This window comes from Cyanothece sp. BG0011, from assembly GCF_003013815.1.
Lineage (GTDB): Bacteria > Cyanobacteriota > Cyanobacteriia > Cyanobacteriales > Microcystaceae > Crocosphaera.
Map to the genome: position 1 here is coordinate 1 of NZ_PRLH01000161.1, position 17,871 is coordinate 17,871.

The window sequence follows — 17,871 nt, forward strand, 5'->3', positions numbered from 1 at the left end:
GAAGCCACCAACCACGTTAACTGTGGCTAAGACAACGGCCACTAATCCTAAAATGACGGTAATATTCCATTCTTTGGGACCTGCAATGAGCAAAGCACCCACTACGGCAATACCAGAAATCGCATTAGCTCCAGACATCAGGGGAGTATGCAATGTGGGGGGAACTTTGTTGATCACCTCAAACCCCACAAAGGAGGCTAAGACGAACACCACTAAACCAATTAATAATCCAGTTGTCATAAATTACTCCATTTCTAGGCTTGAACTAAGGTAGCTAAGGCATTTTTAACCCGTTCGTTGCGGACTTCTCCTTCGTAAGTCACGCAGGTTCCGTCTACGATGTCGTCTTCAAAGTTGAAGTCAATGGCACCGTCTTTAACCACGTATTTCACTAGGGTTAAGAGGTTCTTGGCGTACACTTTACTCGAATCTACGGGTAAGGTAGCCGGCAAGTTCAACGGTCCGATAATGGTGACTCCGTTGTAGTAAACGTCTTTCCCTGCTTCGGTACAAGCACAGTTACCCCCTTGTCCGGCGGCTAAGTCAACGATCACGGCCCCTGGGTTCATTTGACCGACCATTTCTTCGGTAACGATCAAGGGGGCCCGTTTGCCTTGCACTTGGGCGGTGGTAATGACTACGTCGGATTTTTTAATATGTTCCGTTAGGACTTGACGGATCTTCTCTTGTGTGCTTTGACCCACTTCCTTGGCGTATCCGCCGGTGGTGGCGGTGTCTTCTTCGATGGGGATCTCAATAAATTTCGCCCCCACACTTTGAACCTCTTCTTTAACCGCCGGCCGTACGTCAAAGGCTTCTACTACGGCACCTAACCGTCTAGCAGTGGCGATCGCTTGTAACCCGGCGACTCCTGCACCGATCACTAACACTTTGGCCGGGGGAATGGTGCCGGCTGCGGTGGTCATCATGGGGAACAGACGGGGTAAGGAGGCGGCCGCGATCAAGGCAGACTTATATCCGGCAATATTCGCCTGAGATGACAGTGCATCCATACTTTGGGCGCGACTGGTCCGAGGGATCATCTCCATACTAAAGGCGTTGATCTTCCGTTGGGCCAAGGCTTGAATCTGTTCGGGGTTGGCCAAGGGGTTGAGAAAACTAATTAAGGTTGCCCCTGGTTTTAACCAGTTCATTTCCTCTTCTCCCTGTTGTTCCCCTGGTGGCGCGACTTTGAGGAGAATATCGGCGGACTCCCATAGTTCTTTTGCAGAGTTGATAATAGTAGCCCCGGCGGCTTCGTATTCACTATCGGTGAAATGAGCGCCATGGCCAGCCCCGGACTGTACTAACACTTCAAACCCTAACTTTATAAAGCGGGCGACAATATCGGGAACGAGGGCAACTCGCAATTCTCCTAAGTCACTTTCTTTTGGAACTGCGATTTTTAGCATATTGAACCTTCCTTGCTTTCGTTTATGGGTTAAAAGTTTGTTGTTAATATTTTCAGGGTTATTAACGGGTTAAGAGGAAACCTTAAACTCTTCTTTGTTTTTGCTTCATTTATTGATTAACAATGATTAAGTACAATGACTTAAGGAAATGAAGCCTTGAGTTGGGCTTAGTTATCGGTCTAATTAAGCAGTCTTTGACAAACTTCTAACCCTTTATTCAGAGCGTTATTAACCCTATGGTTTCGAGATGGCCTGATTTTGCTTTTTATTCAGTTTAATCTAGGTTTTTGCTTCTGTTTAAAAACTTAATTAATTTTTAACTGTATCTTTTGTTACTTTAACTTTAGTATGACAATATAAAAAAATGTAACTTTTTTCCTCGGTAACTGATCAGTCAATCACAGTTTAACCTTGAAACTTATTATCAATTGATATCGATTAAATAAGGGTCAATGGATATTGACCCCTATGACATTCTTATATTCAGTCTAAGTTTTTATCGTTAGTTTTTATGCTTTTTTAGCTTTACCTAACTTACGTTTGAATCCCGTTCCAAAAGCGATCGCAGATCCTGCGCCGAGAATGGTTAAACGTTCGGGTACCGGCTGAATTTGTCCTCTAACTTCTCCACCAGATACGGTACTGGTGTGAATGTTAATATACAATCCACGCACAGAATTAACCAGTGACCACTTTGTGGGGGTCATCAGTTATTAATTTAATCTTGCCTTGAAGCCTAATATTATTTATAATCCAGGGGTTGTTTGCTCAAATAATGCAGAAAAGTCCTTAGTAATAACAGCAGAAGTATCATCTTCAGGCTTACTAATGACATCAAACGCTTTATTGTTAGCTTCAGGTTTAATTAAAGCTTGTACCACTAATTCTGCTACATCTTCTCTAGGAATTGATGTGGGAATACCATTGGGTGGATTTTCTAATAAAGTATCATTTTTTCCCACCAGTAATTCTCGTTTTCCGCCGAGTTCATTGAGTAAACCACCAGCCCGAATAATAGTGTAATTAATCCCTGAATTAATTAAATACTCCTCTGCTTTTCGCTTCCAAATTAAAATATTACCATTGCCTATTTTATTTAGGGGATGATTAGGATTAGTTCCTCCCATAGACCCCACTAAAACAATATGATTAATGTTTAATTCCTTTGCAATATCAATCTGATTTTTCTGTCCTATCCAATCAACTTCTTCAGGAGTTCCACCCTCTTCAAAATCAAATTCTGGTCGTTCTCCTTCTTTTGGTGGTGCTTTCATTTTAGGAACAGCACTGGTAAGTATTACTAAACTATCACATCCTTCTAAAGCCGATTCTAACGTCGATTTATCATTAATATCCCCAATAAAAAAACCGTCATCAGAGCCGAATAATTCTTTTATTTTTTCTTGATTTCTTGCCAAACCAACTACTTCAAATTGGTCAGATAATTGATGAAGTTTCTTCACAACCAGTGAGCCTGTTCTTCCGGTTGCTCCTGTAACCAGAACCTTTTTGATTGACATGATTACCTAATGATGGACGATGGATCTTTACCATAAGCTATAGGGGGTCTTTCTGGCAACTGTGTGGTAACAATCTATAAAAGTATGAGATAATTAGATGATCTTGTTTTCGTGAGGAGCTATGAAAACCCTACTAAAAATCACTTCAATTTTTTCAATTTTTACGTTAGAATTAGTTGTCAATTCTGCTTATTCTCTCCCCATTAAACCATCGATAGAAATTTCTCAGCAAACTCCTTCTATCAATCGAGAAGTTAGAAATTTCTTTGAAACTGGACGCTTAAGTTCAGAAGATAGACTATTATTTCAAAACCCTCCAAGTGGGGTGATTCCCCTTAGAAATCAGTCTAATAGTTGGCAATTTTTTGTCTTTAAACAAGGTGGAGTTTCTTTATGGATGCCCCCTGGTATTATAACTCAAGATGAGGTCTTATTAGAAACAAGTTTAGGAGGTATTCGTTTTCAAAGTTTAGCCTCTCATACAGAAAATCGATATTATATTGCTGCTTATGCAGAAGAGTTGACAGATAAACAAATTGAAAATGCTGATGTCTTACTAGAAGCAATACAAGAGAGAATACCCCCAGAAGAAAATTTTAAATTAACGAGAGAAAGAGCAGTTTTATTAGATGAAAATATCGGCAAAGAACTGACCTTTGAAAACGAAAATTACATTATTACTTTAAGGATATATCTTATTAATAACCGTGTTTATGTTTTAGGAGTTCGCTTTCCCAATTCAATCACAGATACCCGTAGTACCAGAAGCTTTTTAAATGGGTTAGAATTATTAAACAATTAATAACTCGATTTAATCATGGATTATAATTCACCCAAAACCGAGAGACAACAAAAAGCCGTAAAACAAGCAAGAAAAATTTTTCTTCTCTTGTTAGCAAGTGGGTTATTTATCGGCGTGATTGTTTCCATTGGCGTTATCAAACTAATGAATTATTTTGGCTTAACTGAAAAAACGAATCAAATTGAAATTTTTCAAGAAAAACTTAATCAGTAATCTAACACTATCTATCATTACTCATATCTTACACCTTTGATAATCCCCCACACCCCCCACACCCCCCACACCCCCCACACCCCCCACACCCCCCTTTAAAAGGGGGGCAGGGGGGGTAGGGGGCAGGGGGGGTAGGGGGCAGGGGGGGTAGGGAATAGGCAATAGGCAAGGGTTTTCCCCCTCACAAAAGGGGGAGTTAGAGGGGGTGGCAAAAGTATTTTCTTTTGATGCTAACTCATTCACAATTAATGACAATTTAGGTTGTATGAAAACCGATTAAGTTAGACTTTCAACTGGCTAACCGTTGTAATTGTTGTAAACGACGGCTTTCTTGTTCGATAACAGTGCGAGCAAACCCTTTGTCTTGTTCAATTAATTCATTAAGTATAGCTCCTTCAATGACTAAAAAACAAGCGTTAGAAGAGGTAACAATCACCGTTGTAATCGCTTCTAAATTACCCAAAATTTCTAAATCATTTAAGAAGTTTACCGATTTAATTTCTTCTACCATCACCGTATCATCTTCTTGAATTTGTTGACATTCAACTTCCCCATCTAACAGTAAAAATAAGTCTTTACAAATGTCTCCTTGTTCCCACAGGATTTCCGATTGATGATACTCTTTGATAGGAACTTGATAAGATAACTCCATTAAACTTTCTGCTTTTAATCCTTTCAATAAATCACAACTCGATAGATATAACAATCTTTCTAAAGGAGTAATGACTTTCGCTTTTTGTTCCTCTGTATTGGCAATAATTTGCTGTGCTGTTTCTTTCAAAGAAGGATTCAACATCAAATAAGAATTTAACAACTGACGCGCTTGTTGTTGGCCCCGTTGTTTATCTAGTTTATTTAACAGATATAAACTCACGGTTTTGGTTAAAGAATCTGGTTCTGATAGCAATATTTCTAAATAACTTATCATTAAGATTTCAGACACTTTAGGAGGGGTGGGTTCTACTAATTTTAACTGTTGTTGTAGACGGGATAACTGAATATCATTCAATCGTTCAGACCATTTTTGATCATGATTTTCTAACAAACTAGGTAACACATTTTGCGTTAATGTAGCTAAAGCTAAGAGTAAACGAGTGGCCTCGGTTCCTGAGTCCCAATCTTCCAAAATTTTCAGAACACCCTTAGCAATAACTTTCTGTTTTTGGGCGACAGTATTACGTAAAATATCTAATCCTTTGCGTAAATGAGGAATATTTAATGTCTCAGGAGGATATAACAAAGCGAGTTCAATATCATATAAATCTTGTAATTGTTGTAAGAGGAGATTACTGCGACGTTCGAGTTGAGATTCTTCATCTAAATTAGCAAGAATTTTGTTTTCTTCTTCTAAAGTAATGCCATATTCCCGTGATAAAGATTCAACGGTTCCTCCTTCTTTATCTAAAACGTCACCGATCGCTTTTTCTTTTTTAACCACCTTTAATAATTCTCGTCCTAACCCTTTTGCCCCTCTTCTTCGTTTACTACCAACCATTCCCCGAATACGTTGACGGAAACTTTGTAAACGCAATTGATTTTCACGGGAACGCTGTTGATTCGGGTCTAATAAGTCTGGATCTTCTACGCCTAATTCTGTTAAAATAGTTAAGTGTTCTTGTTCGCTAATGCCTAATTCTCCGCGCATTTGTTGCAAGACTTCTAAACTACTAGCCGAGTTAACATAGCCTTCTTCTAATGAATCCCTTAAAATTCCTTTGTAGGCTTCTAGACGTTTATCACCTGTAAACCCAGGCAGAATCTTCGCTAATACATAAACTTCATCGGCACTTAATAAGTCTAAAGAACGACCTTCTAAGAAGCGAGAAACATCAACTTGTAACCGAGTTAATTGCTTTCTTAATCGGTTGGCTAAACTTTCTCTAGAATAGCGTTCAGAACTTCTTGACCAAGTTCGATATAACCATAAGCTACTGGCTAATACTAATAGTAGGTTAAATAAATATTGAACTTGAATCGGAAATTTAGAGATATAAGAACGCCCTGCAAAAATAAAGAAAAAGTTGAACACCCAGAAGGTCGTTAAGGTAAAAATTTGATGCTGTAATTGTTGGGAAGTCAGTAAGGGATTACGCTTTAACTGATAGCTATTATAAACTTTTTCTAATTGTATTCCTAAAAAGTAAGCTAAGGCGATAGAAACCGCCACCGTTAAAGGAGCTGCAATTAATCGAGGAATGGGAATCGGTGTATTAAAAATATAAAATCCTGGAGAAAATAACAATTCTAATTGATTTTCTTCATGAGTCCAATGGCCCGATAACAAATAAGCCCAACTGCCCGAATAAAGATAGTAATAGGAGAAAAATCCCACCACTAAACCAGCATAACCGTAATAAAGTAACTTATAATCTGGCTTTTTAATACTATCCCAATAAGACCGTTCTGCATCGATATCAACACAAGGACTATTACAAGCAACACAAGCACTACTTTCTGTTCCGTCGGGGTTTTGACGACGACACATCGACTGAGTAATTAAGGTTTTTTGTCCTTCGTGGGCAACACTATTTAAAAGTCCTCTGGGTTCTCCATAAAATTCTTGAACCGGGGCCATAGGACAAAAATATTGACACCAAGTTTTACCAGCATATAAATAACCCACTAAAATAGCAGAACCAATGGTAAATAAAAGAAAAACCCCTAAAATGATACGGCTAGAATCATAAAATAAAAGACGACCACACACCCCAATATAGAGTAAACCTAATTGCAACTTCAAATAATGTTTACCTAACCAAGAATCACTTTTTATTTTGACTAATTCATAATGAGTTTTTCCTGTTTTTTTATCAACTCGTTTTTTTTGTCGCTGTTTTCCTAACGCCCGAAATAGTTGGGACATAAACCCTAACGGACAAATTCTTCGCCAAAATTCATGACCGAAAATTAACAAAATAAAGACACCACTCGGAACAATTAAACCCCAAAATAAAGAAGAACCTAAACCATAGGGTTGTTCTTGCAAACAAACCCCTTGAACTCGAATACAACTATCCATATCTAACTTAAACGGACTCCAACTGGTATCAGGAGAGGTCAACCAAGGAGAAATAGGGTCATAAAAGAGGGAAAAAATAAGAACTAGCCAACTACAGGCTAAAACCCATCTGACCCGGTGCATTACTTTTTCGGGAACATTAGCTAACATGGTATTTATAATCGGTGAAATAATGAATTATCAATTAGTTAAGTCTTCAGAAGACTCTTGTTTCGCTTTCTTTTTATCGGCCAATTTTTTAAACAGTGATTTCCCTTTTTTGGGTGGATAAGTCACGTGGTAATACCGTTCCTCTCCTTCTATGGTTTCCTCGACAAATCCTTTTTCTAACAAAGGTTGTAACGCTTGAAAAGCCGTTTCTTCGTCTTGACACAGATGAATAGCGATATCGAGTAAACTGGCTTTATTTTGCCGACGAATCCAATTAACTAAATGATGTTGCGGTTTAGGCAATTTTTGCAACTCACGAAAGGATAAACCAGAGGAACGAGATGACTCGTCTTTTGAGAATTGTGTCATAATAATTTCCTCTAGAATTAACCTTGAATATGAGAAACAATCCGTTGTACTTCCTTTGTTAATGGATGGTCGGGGTGTTGTAAGCAAAAAAGTCCTTGACTCCCTAAGCGCAACATCTCTGTAGATAAGGGTAAAATGCCCGCCACAGGGAGTTGATAGGTTTCATGCACTTTATCTTTTAAAATGCCAAAATCGATGTCTGGTAAGGCTTTATTGACCACTAAGAGCATTTTAGGAACTTCTAATTCCCTGGCCACTTCGACAATCACCGCCGTTCCGAGATAATCTTGTTGGTCAGGTCGTAAAATAATCACCAGCGCACTCGATAAACCAATCGAAAGTAAGGTTTCTTCGTTTAACCCTGGGTGAGTATCTACAAACAGATAATCTAACTCAAAGGTGTCTGCAACTTCATAAAATCCTTGCTGTAGCAATTCTACGTCGTATCCTTCGCTGAGAATGGTGGCAATATCTTCACTTTTCATACTCGAAGGAATGAGAAAGATTTTACCATTGGGATTACTCGCTGCAGCATTGGGATCGTTTAACACATAACTGACATCATAGGCGATTTGTTCGGCCGAACAATCATCGTCCCAAAGATAGTCATTGAGGGTTTTGTTAATTTTTGTTTCATCCAGGCGAAAAAGAATGTGAATACCTGGAGATTGAATATCAGTGTCAACAATACCCACACGCTTACCTAACAAGGCCATGGTGGTGGCTAGATTAGCCGTCATGTTTGATTTTCCTGTTCCACCACGATAGGAATGGATAGAAACAATTTGGGTCATAATAGGGTGTTTTAATGAGATTCAACAAGTAATAGGATGCAAACAACAATCGGTTAAGCCATATTAAGTCTTATGGGATAACTGCATGACAGAACACCATCAAAGCTGATTTAAAAAACCCTCAAACATCTCTTGTGAGATGGGATCGAATTGTCGACCCTAAATCGTTATTTCCTCAGTTAATACCGACTGAGAATTAGCGATCGCTTTTGCCTAGAGTTTTTCTGTCATTGTGTCTGATGTCACACTCCTCTAGTGATTCCGTCTGACAATATTAGCTTTCCCAAAAATGCTGTAAAAATCATCATATCTCACTTTGCTGAATCCCCGATCAAAAATTAACATAATAAAATTTGATCAATAAGAATAAACGTACTCATTGATCAATTAAAAATGTAAGGCTAAAAATCCTAACTCATCCACAATCTGAATTATGAGGAAAATTCAGCAAGGGTAAGCGATCGCCTCGAAAAATTTCTTCACTTTCTTCTCCCCAGGCCAATAAGTCTTGGTTAATGGTTTTCATCATCACTAACCCAGCTAAAAAAGGCAGAGTTGCTAAACTGAGACCTAAGGTTGTTAAATGGGAATATTCATTTTGATGATTCATGATCTTATACTGTTGTTACCTCTACAATTTTTCGAGTGTTAAACTTTGACAAAAGAAATGGTACATCTATCTTATCGCTCTCTGCTGACCATTAGCATCAGGGATCTCAAGTTCACTCTGGCCACCCATTGATTATCGGTGTTAATCTTGGTGACTTCAACCCTCGACTTTACCGACAGATGTTGATAGATTTTTAGTATTAAAATATATTATTTATATTTACTTATGGCACGTCGCACCTCTTCTTCTAATGCTTCTCTAAATCGTCAAAGTAACGGCACGAATCCTCATCGAGAGGTTGATTTTGACATTCAGCAAGAGTTAGCTCGTCTCCAGGAAATTATTTATGAGAGTTTTCATATTCCTGTGTCCAGATGGACGATTATCGATGAAGATAAAGTATTAGAACAATTGGAGTTCATTGGTACTAAGATTCCTGAGGCCATAAGAAAAGCATTACGAGTCCTAGAACAAGAACAAGAGATACTCGCTAACGCCGAAGCTTACGCACAGCGTATTATTCAGCAAGCCCAACAAGAAGCCGCAGAAATTCTCGATGAATCAGGAATTATTCAACAAGCGCAACACGAAGCTGAACAGATTCGCCAACAGGTACAAGCCGAATGTGAAGCCATACAAACTCAAACCATGGCCGAAATTGAGCAACAACGACAACTGGCCAATAGTGAAATGCAGCAGTTATATCAAAAGAGTGTAACCGAAGCCCAACAAATTCAAGAGGGAGCCGATGAATATGCAGACGCAGTGCTAACTCGCTTAGAACAAGAGTTAGGCGAAATGTTAGGGGTGGTTCGCAATGGTCGTCAACAACTTTATAATCATTCTGCTCAGCGTAAAAGCACTACTCCAGGCAAACAAGTTTCCGGAGGGAAGAAAAAATAATTTTAAACTCATATTTTGCATCTTCGATTAAATTAGCTAGTTTTTAACTGTTCAGCCATCAGCCATCAGCCTAGGTGCGCCCATCCTAGCTCCCTCCCACGGTGCTAGGGTGGCACTTCAGCTATTTTCATATAACACTGAATGCTGAATACTGACCGCTTTTTTAACGTCTTCTTTGTTGTAACTTCCGATAGACTTCTCTGATATCTACCTGATGATAGGATAAGGCGACTAAGGTATGATAGAAAAGATCAGCGACTTCAGAAGCGATCGCTTCTGAATCGTCATCTTTACAGGCCATGACCACTTCGGCCCCTTCTTCTCCTATTTTTTTGAGAATTTTGTTATCTCCTCCCTCTAATAAGGTTCGAGTATACGAACCTTCTACCGGGTTATCTCGACGCTGACAAATCACTTCATACACTTCTGATAAGGTATCGGCCGGAGGGGCAACGGTTTCATGGTCTTCTAGTTGATGAAAACAACTTCTTTCCCCTGTATGACAAGCAATGTCTCCCACTTGTTCGATACTAATTAACAGTGCATCACTATCACAGTCATAACGAATGGCTTTAACTTTCTGAATATGACCGGAGGTTGCGCCTTTGTGCCATAATTCTTGTCGAGAACGGCTCCAATACCACGTTTCTCCCGTTAAGAGAGTTTTTTGTAATGATTCTTCACTCATCCACGCCAACATCAATACAGTCCCGTCTAGATAATCTTGAGCGATCGCAGGTACTAATCCTTGCTCATTGTAGCGGATTTTATCTAACGGAATAGCCTTACTCAAGGGATGATCGGAAAAAACAGAAGACATTGATAAACGCCCCAAAACGATTCTTCTTTGATCCTACTATTAAATCATCCTCTGGTTAGGTGATCTTCTTTTTATTTTAAGTTATCTTTAGAAATGTAAACTTTCTTAAGATTGTCTACAATTTCTAACCAATAGCAGGACATAATTGAAATAGAAAGCCCGGAAATTCAAGTGGATGTGAGGATAGGGCTAGTTGAGGAGTTGTTATTCTTTCAAGATAGCGTTATTCATCTGAAAGATCAAGTTTTTAACATTTATCAAAGTATAAGTTTTGCATTTTTTGTCGATAACTTCATCTAAAGTTTATTGAGCAAGTAAGAGAATGTAATTCTCAATTGAAGTAGACAATTATTTAATCAAATTCAAAACACAACTCATTCAGAAAACCACTAGAAGAAACGAGGAATATTATGAAAACCCTTACAGGAATTCTTGTATTAACATCATTAGCTTTAACGCCTATGGTTAGGGCTGAAAATGCAGCAGATTTGCAACAATTAATGGAAACAGGGGAATGTGTTAGCTGTGATTTACAAGATGCTGATTTACGTAACTTAGATTTAAGGGGTGCAAATCTTGAAGATGCTAATCTCATTAATAGTAAACTGCATAATACTAACTTAAGCAACGCCAACTTAAAAGGGGCTAATCTAGTCAACGCAGACATGGATGGGGTTACCTTTCGTAATGCTAACCTTCAAGAAGCCCAAATGAGAGGGGTTTTGATGGAAAATGCTGACTTAGAAGGGGCAAACCTTCGGGGGGCAGACTTTACCCTTCATGATGCAGAAAGGGCGATTCTCACCGGTTCTAATCTGCGTAATGCTGATTTAACGGGGGCTTATTTACGAGGCATTAAACTCAAAGAGGCTAATCTAGAAGGAGCCAATCTTTCTTATACTGATTTTACGACAGATTATCCGAGAAATAGTACAGCAAAAACCGCTTTTGATATGGCGTTATTAGCTGTTCCCTTCGCCATTCCTGGGGCAGTATTAGGGGGCGTTGGCGCTATTGTTATTCCTGAAGCTGCTTCTTATAATGCGGATGTGAGTTACGCCAATCTTCAAGGGGCAACCTTAACCGGTGCCAACTTGCAAGATATTAATCTTCATGAGGCTAATCTTAAAAATGCGAACTTAGAAAATGCCAACTTGCACCATGCTTATTTAGTTAACTCAGATTTCAGGTATGCTAACTTAACCGGCGCAAGACTCAGTGACATTAATATGGAAAATGCTAATTTCAGTAATGCGACGTTACCCGATACCGATTTTCATCTTTCTTATTTAGTGAATGCTGATTTCAGTCATGCTAATTTAGCTCATGCTAATCTAACCGAGATTAACATGGAAAATGCTAATTTTAGTGATGCTAATTTAGTCGATGCAGTTTTCAATTCTTCTTATTTAGTGGGTGCAAATATGAGTGATGCGATGCTCACTTCTGCTCAATTAAAAGATATTAATATGAGTGGGGCTAATTTAACTTCAGCTAATCTTGAGAATGCTAACTTAAGCGATTCTAATTTAACGAATGCTAACCTCTGTGGTGCGATTATGCCTGATTCTGATGTATCTCAAGTTGGGTGTACTGCGGTTAATTATTAGTATTAAGTATTACGGTAAGGTGGGCAATGCCCACCCTAAAATAATTAGGGTTGAGTAATTTTTTCTAAAAAAGTATCAACATCTTGTTCTAGAATTTGTAAGAGATTGATAGATTTATCTAGGTTGTTTTTTAACTGTTCATATTCAATCGGCGTTCCATAAGCATGACGAAAAAAGTGTCTAAATCCTCTTAAACTATTTAATATGAGAAAAGTATCTTGAGAGATTAATGAGGGACGAATATCAGGAATCGTTTGAGTCATTCTGGTGAGTAATGCAATCTGAAATTTTGCTGTTTCTGTAATATTATTTTCAAAATAAGTCGCCACAATTTTAAGTAAATCTTCTACTGCATTATATAAATTATGAATGTGATAAGCGACACTTTCTAAACGAATTATATCATTAGCTGTTAACCCTTGGCTTCTATTCTGTAAGGTTTGATGAATTTTTTTGATAAGTTGCATTTGTGCATTAATATCAGTTTTAAAAATAATTAAGGTGTTTTCATCCATAAGATACCTTTTTCGCGAATCCGATGAGCAAAATGACATTGATTGAGTTTAATTATATCAACTTCTCTTTCTAAATAAGTGGATAGTAAACTAATGGCTAAAAAATGCTTTTCAGGATTGATTGTTTCCACGGCTAAATCAACATCTGAGTTTTGATGAAACTTGTTAGGATAGGTAACAGAACCAAAAATATAAGCTTTTTCTATGCCATAATCTGACCCATATCGATCTAACCATTCTTGTGTTTTCTTAAGGATAAACTGTCGTTCTTTTTCTTGTTTTAAACGGCGATCGCTAATTATTTTATCTAGTTTTTTTGATGAAAAAAAGCTCATTTTTTTCTTTCTTTAAGACACTTTGCTAGAGGATTGAGAGCCAAAACTAGCAATCAATAAAAATACAATACCAATATTAATAAAAACATCCGCTAAATTAAACACAGGAAAATTAATTAAACGAAAATCTAAAAAATCCACCACATAGCCAAATAAAAAACGATCTAATCCATTACCCAATGCGCCGGATAAAATAAATCCATACCCTAATTGTTCAGTTACTTTCATTTTTTCTCCCCACCAAGCTAAGGCCATTAACCCTAAACTTACCCCCAAAGAAAGCCACCGTAACCATTTAGCGCCCCCTTCAAAAAAACTAAAAGCCGCCCCTGTATTAATCACATAAGTAAAGTGAAAAACCCCTGGCCACAACGGTATGGTATCACCAATATCAGGAAAGGTTTGAACCACCCAATATTTAGTAACTTGATCTAAAATAAAACCGACTATCCCGACTATCCAAAACCAACGATTTTTTTTCACGAATCTAATTAATAAAAGAGAATATGACGCAAAATAAAGGCAATAACAGCCACAACACAAACCACCACTAATTGACCAGAAATAGGCTCAACGGAATAATTAATAATCAGATCAAAAAGATTATCTGAGGGAAGACTAGAAGGACTAAGAAAGAAGAGTCCGAGTAAATAAATTAAACCACAAACATGAATCATTAATAAACCAGCAGCAGCACTCATTCCTAATACTTCTAACTTCGTTCTTCTGTGAAACGCCAACCAACCACATAACCAGGCCCCAGGCATAAACCCTAAAATATAACCAAAACTAGGTTGTTGCCAGTATTGTAGACCACCCCCTTGAGCAAACACAGGATACCAAAATAAACCCAAGAAGATATAAGCCACTTGAGCCAAGAAACCTGCATTTTTTCCGCCCATACAGCCGGTTAAGAGGACAGCCCCCACTTGAAACGTGACCCCAAGTGGTAAACTATTGACCCCTTGTTCATACCAAGTCCAGGGCATATTCGTAACGAAAGCTTCAACAAAGGTGCTGAATATAGTTAGTAATAAGCCGATTATCGCCCAAAGCAGTTCATTGGCAAAAGACACCGTTGATGAGGATTTTGTTGTATTAGTGAGCTTTTTTTTGGGTTTGCGTTTTATATTCACCAGGAATTGGAGCTTCACCCCCTTGCAGTCCTAAAGATTCTAGCATGGCGTGATCATTTTCTGGGGGTTGTCCCAGGGTGGTTAGATAATGTCCGATCAGCATAGCATTAATTCCTGATTTTAACCCTAAACTTTGTAATTCTCCCATGACGGCCTCTCGTCCGCCAGCGTACCGTAGAATTTGTTCAGGGAGAAGAAAACGGAAAAGTGCGATCGCTTTTAGGGCTTCAAACACATCCAGTTTCGGTAAATGGCCTAAGGGGGTTCCCTCTCTGGGGTTGAGGAGGTTGATGGGAACGGAGTCGACTTCTAATTCTCGGAGGGAGATAGCGAGGTCAACCCTATCCTCCCATGTCTCTCCCATGCCCATTATTCCCCCCGTACAGGCTTGGATTCCTGCTTTTTTGAGGTTTTTAACGGTTTCAACGCGATCGCCCCAGGAATGGGTAGAAACAATGGATTGATAATAGTTTTCAGAAGCTTCTAAATTATGGTTATAACGAGTGACCCCTGCTTGTTTCAATGCTTCTGCTTGTTCGAGGGTAACTTCTCCGAGGGCGCAACAGGGCTTAATATTGGTTTCGGTGGTAATCTGTCTTACTGTTTCTAGTATTTTCTCAAATTCTCCTGATTGGGGGCTATTATATTTCGGCCCGCGGCCTTGACTAACTAAACAGAAACGTTTGGCCCCGGCCGCCTCTGCTGCTTTTGCCTGTGCGAGAATTTCTTCAGAAGATTTTAAGCCGTAGATAGGACTATTTTCCCCTTGGTGGTGGACCGACTGGGAACAAAATTGACAATTTTCTGAACAGTTGCCAGATTTGACGTTGATAATGCTACAGAGATCCACTACATTACCACAACAGGATTGACGAATGCGATCGGCTGCTTCACACAGTAATAAGATATTGTCCTGGCCTTCTATTTGGGTGAGGGTTAAGGCTTCGGTTTTATTGAGGCGATCGCCGTTTATAATACGTTGGGACAGGGCCTCTAACCAGTCTTTTAAGGCAGTGGTGTCTGTGGGTGGGGGAGTTTGAAGGGGTGAGGCGGATAATTGAACCACGATAGTCTTACCTGATGCTGTTTAAAGTCATGTGCATTGTATCATTTGAGGGTTTTTCCCTATACTGAACAGCAAGAAATCTTTAAAGTTACCTTCTGACTTCTGACTTCGTTAATGCCTGTTGCCCCTCCCAAAATAAGTAGATCACAAAGATCCTAGTTAGGATTGCGGGGGAGCTCCGGAGACCGAAGCGGAGGAGAAAGAAAATAGAATAAAAATAAAAAATTAGGGAATATGATTGAGATTCTTAGAGATTTATAACCTTTTGAACTTTTATTTACTCTAAAATACTTTAAAATAATCTCCCCTTCTCCCCACTCCCTGCTCCCTTGCAGCCCAAACAAGTAAGTTTTCGATCTACTGAAAATTTTTGGAGTTTATGATAAGGTAGATAGAGAAAGGCTGCCGTGTTGGTGACTGCCAATAAAGTTTTTTGATCTATGCTTTGAGTTTAAGGGCGTTAACCAGCTATCGTGGCAGTAAACCGAGCTTGTACTCGGAAACAGAAGCGATAAGCGGTCGATACCCACCTGGTTTTTCCAGGTCATAAACTGAGGTAAAACGGCACGGTGGTCTTTCAGATTTTTTAAGATAATGTCAAGATTTCTAGATATTACCAGGGTTAAGCAAGACAAAATCTGAAACTTAACCTAAAATTAAAGAAACCCTAACAATATTAGGCATTGAGACAACAGACAAATCGTTACAAAACTTTGGGTCTTCCAGTGAGTGTAACCCAACTCGACCAGGGGATAACGGTTGTCCATCAAAACCTTACTGTTACACCTGTGACTGTCGTTGATGTGTGGGTCAAAGCAGGGGCGAGAGTGGAACCTCATCACTGGAAAGGAACTGCCCATTTTTTAGAACATATGATCTTCAAAGGAAGTCAAAGTATTCTTCCAGGAGATTTTGATCAGGTTATAGAACATCATGGAGGCATAACCAACGCCTTCACCAGTTACGACTATGCCCATTTTTTCCTAACCATAGCGAGGGAGGGCCTAACCCAGACCTTACCTTATCTAGGAGAAATTTTACTACAAGCAGCCATTCCTGACGAAGAATTTGGGCTTGAAAGGGATGTTATCTTAGAAGAGATCAGACTATCCTACGATGACCCTGACTGGGTATGCTTTCAAAGCCTCTGTGAAACATTATATCAACACCATCCCTACGGTCATTCGATTCTCGGTCACGAAACCCAATTAAGAAACTATTCAGCCCATCAGTTACGATGTTTTCATCGGACTCATTATCAACCCAATAACATGACAGTGGTGGTGGTGGGGAATATTGAAGAAAAAGCAGCCCTCTCATTGGTAGAAAAGACCTTTTCTGATTTTACTATCCCCTCAGAATGTCCCCCCCACGAAATTAAGCCAGAACCCCCTTTAAAAGAAATTAGACGAAATGATATTTATTTTCCCAGATTAGCCCATGGACGCTTACTGATGGGATGGATAGGACCAGGAATTGACCAACTTGAAGAAGGAATCGGACTCGATTTACTCTCTGTAATTTTAGCCGGGGCCAGAACCTCTCGTCTCGTTCAAGAATTACGAGAAGAGAAACAACAGGTGATGGATATTGAAAGTTCTTTTTCCTTGCAACAAGATTCTAGTTTGTTTACCATTGGAGCATGGTTAGATCCCCAAGATTTAGAAGAAGTTGAGGCCATTATCTGCGATCGCTTAAAACAATTACAAAAAGAACCAATTACAGAAACAGAATTAAACAAAGCCAAACGATTACTGTGTCATGATTATATTTTTTCTACGGAAACCCCCAGTCAATTAGCAGGATTATATGGTTATTATCAAACCTTAGCCGATGCCAAACTTGCCTTTACCTATCCTATCTTAATTCAACAATATACGGTGGAAAAATTGCAACAGATTGCTTGTCAATATTTATCGACACAACAGTATGCTATCACCGTCATGAAACCCTGCTGATTACTGATACATAATTCTATCAATAATGAAAACCTCTTCTCTCGTTTCTACCGCCAACTTTCTCCATCGTTTGCAATTAGATAATGGTATCACCTTAATTGTTCGAGAAAATCCCACCGCCGACTTGGTATCGGGGCGATTTTTTTGGAAACAAACAGGGACGTTATGGGAAAACCCAGAAAAAGCAGGGATTTTTCATTTATTAGCGAGTGTTATTACCAAAGGAACCCAAACCATGTCCTCTCTGATATTGCAGAGGCCATTGAATCGATGGGGGCCAGCTTAGGAGGGGATACCGCATCGGATTACTTTATGATGAGTCTGAAAACTGTTTCAGCGGACTTTGAATCGATTTTAAACTTATTAGCAGAAATTTTGCGATCGCCTACTTTTCCAGAAGAACAAATTGCCCTAGAAAAACAGTTAATTTGTCAAAGTATTCGTTCCCAACAAGAACAACCCGTTTAACATTGCTTTTAATCAATTACGAGAAACAATGTATGGTGAACATCCTTATGGACGCTCAATTCTAGGCACAGAAGAAACCGTTTGTCAAGTGAGTCGAGAAGACTTAAACGGTGTCATTATGAACATTTTCGTCCTGATAATTTAATTATTAGTTTATCAGGCAATATTACC

At 38.9% G+C, this 17,871-nt stretch carries 19 protein-coding genes, 1 other RNA gene and 1 pseudogene; 7 read left to right on the top strand and 14 right to left on the bottom strand.

Annotated elements, in window-relative coordinates; translation table 11 throughout:
• From C4E06_RS20890 to C4E06_RS20905, 4 genes are all read right to left on the bottom strand, one after another.
• The coding region (locus tag C4E06_RS20890; protein WP_107670358.1) for an NAD(P) transhydrogenase subunit alpha at positions 1 to 240 on the bottom strand (240 nt) is incomplete at its 3' end.
• Positions 241 to 254: 14 nt separating this feature from the next.
• Positions 255 to 1,412 carry a Re/Si-specific NAD(P)(+) transhydrogenase subunit alpha gene (locus C4E06_RS20895; RefSeq protein ID WP_107670359.1) on the bottom strand — a complete coding sequence of 386 codons (1,158 nt, stop codon included), beginning with the start codon at positions 1,410 to 1,412 and terminating at the stop codon, positions 255 to 257.
• Positions 1,413 to 1,921: 509 nt separating this feature from the next.
• Positions 1,922 to 2,119, bottom strand: a complete 198-nt coding sequence (locus tag C4E06_RS20900) for a PEP-CTERM sorting domain-containing protein (protein WP_107670360.1) — start codon at positions 2,117 to 2,119, stop codon at positions 1,922 to 1,924.
• A gap of 39 nt (positions 2,120 to 2,158) precedes the next feature.
• Complete coding sequence (locus C4E06_RS20905; RefSeq protein WP_107670361.1) at positions 2,159 to 2,932, bottom strand: SDR family oxidoreductase; 774 nt, start codon at positions 2,930 to 2,932, stop codon at positions 2,159 to 2,161.
• 121 nt (positions 2,933 to 3,053) lie between these two features.
• Here C4E06_RS20905 and C4E06_RS20910 point away from each other — a divergent pair, with 121 nt between their 5' ends.
• Complete coding sequence (locus tag C4E06_RS20910; protein ID WP_107670362.1) at positions 3,054 to 3,734, top strand: hypothetical protein; 681 nt, start codon at positions 3,054 to 3,056, stop codon at positions 3,732 to 3,734.
• 15 nt (positions 3,735 to 3,749) lie between these two features.
• Complete coding sequence (locus tag C4E06_RS20915) at positions 3,750 to 3,947, top strand: hypothetical protein (protein ID WP_107670363.1); 198 nt, start codon at positions 3,750 to 3,752, stop codon at positions 3,945 to 3,947.
• A gap of 289 nt (positions 3,948 to 4,236) precedes the next feature.
• On the opposite strand, the gene C4E06_RS20925 is transcribed toward C4E06_RS20915, so the two are convergent.
• The 4 genes from C4E06_RS20925 to C4E06_RS20940 all read right to left on the bottom strand — a co-directional run bounded on the left by C4E06_RS20925 (position 4,237) and on the right by C4E06_RS20940 (position 8,889).
• Complete coding sequence (locus C4E06_RS20925; protein ID WP_107670365.1) at positions 4,237 to 7,116, bottom strand: 4Fe-4S binding protein; 2,880 nt, start codon at positions 7,114 to 7,116, stop codon at positions 4,237 to 4,239.
• A 30-nt stretch (positions 7,117 to 7,146) separates the two neighbouring features.
• Entirely contained in the window at positions 7,147 to 7,485 is a 339-nt protein-coding gene (locus tag C4E06_RS20930; RefSeq protein ID WP_107670366.1) for a hypothetical protein, read from the bottom strand.
• A 17-nt stretch (positions 7,486 to 7,502) separates the two neighbouring features.
• On the bottom strand, positions 7,503 to 8,279 hold the full coding sequence (locus C4E06_RS20935; RefSeq protein WP_107670367.1) for a MinD/ParA family protein: 777 nt from the start codon (positions 8,277 to 8,279) through the stop codon (positions 7,503 to 7,505).
• 415 nt (positions 8,280 to 8,694) lie between these two features.
• On the bottom strand, positions 8,695 to 8,889 hold the full coding sequence (locus tag C4E06_RS20940; RefSeq protein WP_107670368.1) for a hypothetical protein: 195 nt from the start codon (positions 8,887 to 8,889) through the stop codon (positions 8,695 to 8,697).
• Positions 8,890 to 9,114: 225 nt separating this feature from the next.
• Here C4E06_RS20940 and C4E06_RS20945 point away from each other — a divergent pair, with 225 nt between their 5' ends.
• Positions 9,115 to 9,792 carry a hypothetical protein gene (locus C4E06_RS20945; RefSeq protein WP_107670369.1) on the top strand — a complete coding sequence of 226 codons (678 nt, stop codon included), beginning with the start codon at positions 9,115 to 9,117 and terminating at the stop codon, positions 9,790 to 9,792.
• Positions 9,793 to 9,955: 163 nt separating this feature from the next.
• Here the strand turns inward: C4E06_RS20945 and hisIE are convergent, their stop codons facing one another.
• The gene (gene hisIE / locus C4E06_RS20950; RefSeq protein ID WP_107670370.1) at positions 9,956 to 10,612 is read right to left on the bottom strand and encodes a bifunctional phosphoribosyl-AMP cyclohydrolase/phosphoribosyl-ATP diphosphatase HisIE; all 657 of its coding nucleotides are present in this window, start codon (positions 10,610 to 10,612) and stop codon (positions 9,956 to 9,958) included.
• Positions 10,613 to 11,022: 410 nt separating this feature from the next.
• Here hisIE and C4E06_RS20955 point away from each other — a divergent pair, with 410 nt between their 5' ends.
• Positions 11,023 to 12,222 carry a pentapeptide repeat-containing protein gene (locus tag C4E06_RS20955; protein WP_107670371.1) on the top strand — a complete coding sequence of 400 codons (1,200 nt, stop codon included), beginning with the start codon at positions 11,023 to 11,025 and terminating at the stop codon, positions 12,220 to 12,222.
• Between the two features lie 44 nt (positions 12,223 to 12,266).
• Here C4E06_RS20955 and C4E06_RS20960 read toward each other — a convergent pair whose 3' ends face one another.
• Genes C4E06_RS20960 through bioB form a run of 5 tightly spaced genes read right to left on the bottom strand, consistent with a single transcriptional unit; the run spans position 12,267 to position 15,274 of the window.
• Positions 12,267 to 12,737: a hypothetical protein gene (locus C4E06_RS20960; protein ID WP_107670372.1), complete on the bottom strand. Its 471-nt coding sequence runs from the start codon at positions 12,735 to 12,737 to the stop codon at positions 12,267 to 12,269.
• Complete coding sequence (locus tag C4E06_RS20965; protein WP_107670373.1) at positions 12,719 to 13,072, bottom strand: nucleotidyltransferase family protein; 354 nt, start codon at positions 13,070 to 13,072, stop codon at positions 12,719 to 12,721. Before C4E06_RS20965 ends, C4E06_RS20960 begins: the two co-directional genes overlap by 19 nt.
• Before the next feature lie 12 nt (positions 13,073 to 13,084).
• Entirely contained in the window at positions 13,085 to 13,555 is a 471-nt protein-coding gene (lspA, locus tag C4E06_RS20970) for a signal peptidase II (RefSeq protein ID WP_107670374.1), read from the bottom strand.
• Positions 13,556 to 13,563: 8 nt separating this feature from the next.
• Positions 13,564 to 14,208: a biotin transporter BioY gene (locus C4E06_RS20975; RefSeq protein ID WP_107670375.1), complete on the bottom strand. Its 645-nt coding sequence runs from the start codon at positions 14,206 to 14,208 to the stop codon at positions 13,564 to 13,566.
• Positions 14,171 to 15,274 (bottom strand): biotin synthase BioB, encoded by a 1,104-nt coding sequence (gene bioB / locus C4E06_RS20980; protein ID WP_107670376.1) that lies wholly within the window; start codon positions 15,272 to 15,274, stop codon positions 14,171 to 14,173. Before bioB ends, C4E06_RS20975 begins: the two co-directional genes overlap by 38 nt.
• 396 nt (positions 15,275 to 15,670) lie before the next feature.
• On the opposite strand from bioB, the gene ssrS reads away from it, so the two are divergent.
• The 3 genes and pseudogenes from ssrS to C4E06_RS29715 all read left to right on the top strand — a co-directional run.
• Positions 15,671 to 15,854, top strand: a non-coding RNA gene (gene ssrS / locus C4E06_RS20985) — 6S RNA.
• Between the two features lie 103 nt (positions 15,855 to 15,957).
• Entirely contained in the window at positions 15,958 to 17,232 is a 1,275-nt protein-coding gene (locus C4E06_RS20990; protein ID WP_107670377.1) for a pitrilysin family protein, read from the top strand.
• Positions 17,233 to 17,257: 25 nt separating this feature from the next.
• Positions 17,258 to 17,871 (top strand): annotated as a pseudogene (locus tag C4E06_RS29715) (M16 family metallopeptidase); the annotation flags it as partial.

Coding starts and splice junctions, on each gene's coding strand:
- C4E06_RS20895 (WP_107670359.1), bottom strand. CDS start 1,412: ATGCTAAAAATCGCAGTTCCAAAAGAAAGTGACTTAGGAGAATTGCGA.
- C4E06_RS20900 (WP_107670360.1), bottom strand. CDS start 2,119: ATGACCCCCACAAAGTGGTCACTGGTTAATTCTGTGCGTGGATTGTAT.
- C4E06_RS20905 (WP_107670361.1), bottom strand. CDS start 2,932: ATGTCAATCAAAAAGGTTCTGGTTACAGGAGCAACCGGAAGAACAGGC.
- C4E06_RS20910 (WP_107670362.1), top strand. CDS start 3,054: ATGAAAACCCTACTAAAAATCACTTCAATTTTTTCAATTTTTACGTTA.
- C4E06_RS20915 (WP_107670363.1), top strand. CDS start 3,750: ATGGATTATAATTCACCCAAAACCGAGAGACAACAAAAAGCCGTAAAA.
- C4E06_RS20925 (WP_107670365.1), bottom strand. CDS start 7,116: ATGTTAGCTAATGTTCCCGAAAAAGTAATGCACCGGGTCAGATGGGTT.
- C4E06_RS20930 (WP_107670366.1), bottom strand. CDS start 7,485: ATGACACAATTCTCAAAAGACGAGTCATCTCGTTCCTCTGGTTTATCC.
- C4E06_RS20935 (WP_107670367.1), bottom strand. CDS start 8,279: ATGACCCAAATTGTTTCTATCCATTCCTATCGTGGTGGAACAGGAAAA.
- C4E06_RS20940 (WP_107670368.1), bottom strand. CDS start 8,889: ATGAATCATCAAAATGAATATTCCCATTTAACAACCTTAGGTCTCAGT.
- C4E06_RS20945 (WP_107670369.1), top strand. CDS start 9,115: ATGGCACGTCGCACCTCTTCTTCTAATGCTTCTCTAAATCGTCAAAGT.
- hisIE (WP_107670370.1), bottom strand. CDS start 10,612: ATGTCTTCTGTTTTTTCCGATCATCCCTTGAGTAAGGCTATTCCGTTA.
- C4E06_RS20955 (WP_107670371.1), top strand. CDS start 11,023: ATGAAAACCCTTACAGGAATTCTTGTATTAACATCATTAGCTTTAACG.
- C4E06_RS20960 (WP_107670372.1), bottom strand. CDS start 12,737: ATGGATGAAAACACCTTAATTATTTTTAAAACTGATATTAATGCACAA.
- C4E06_RS20965 (WP_107670373.1), bottom strand. CDS start 13,072: ATGAGCTTTTTTTCATCAAAAAAACTAGATAAAATAATTAGCGATCGC.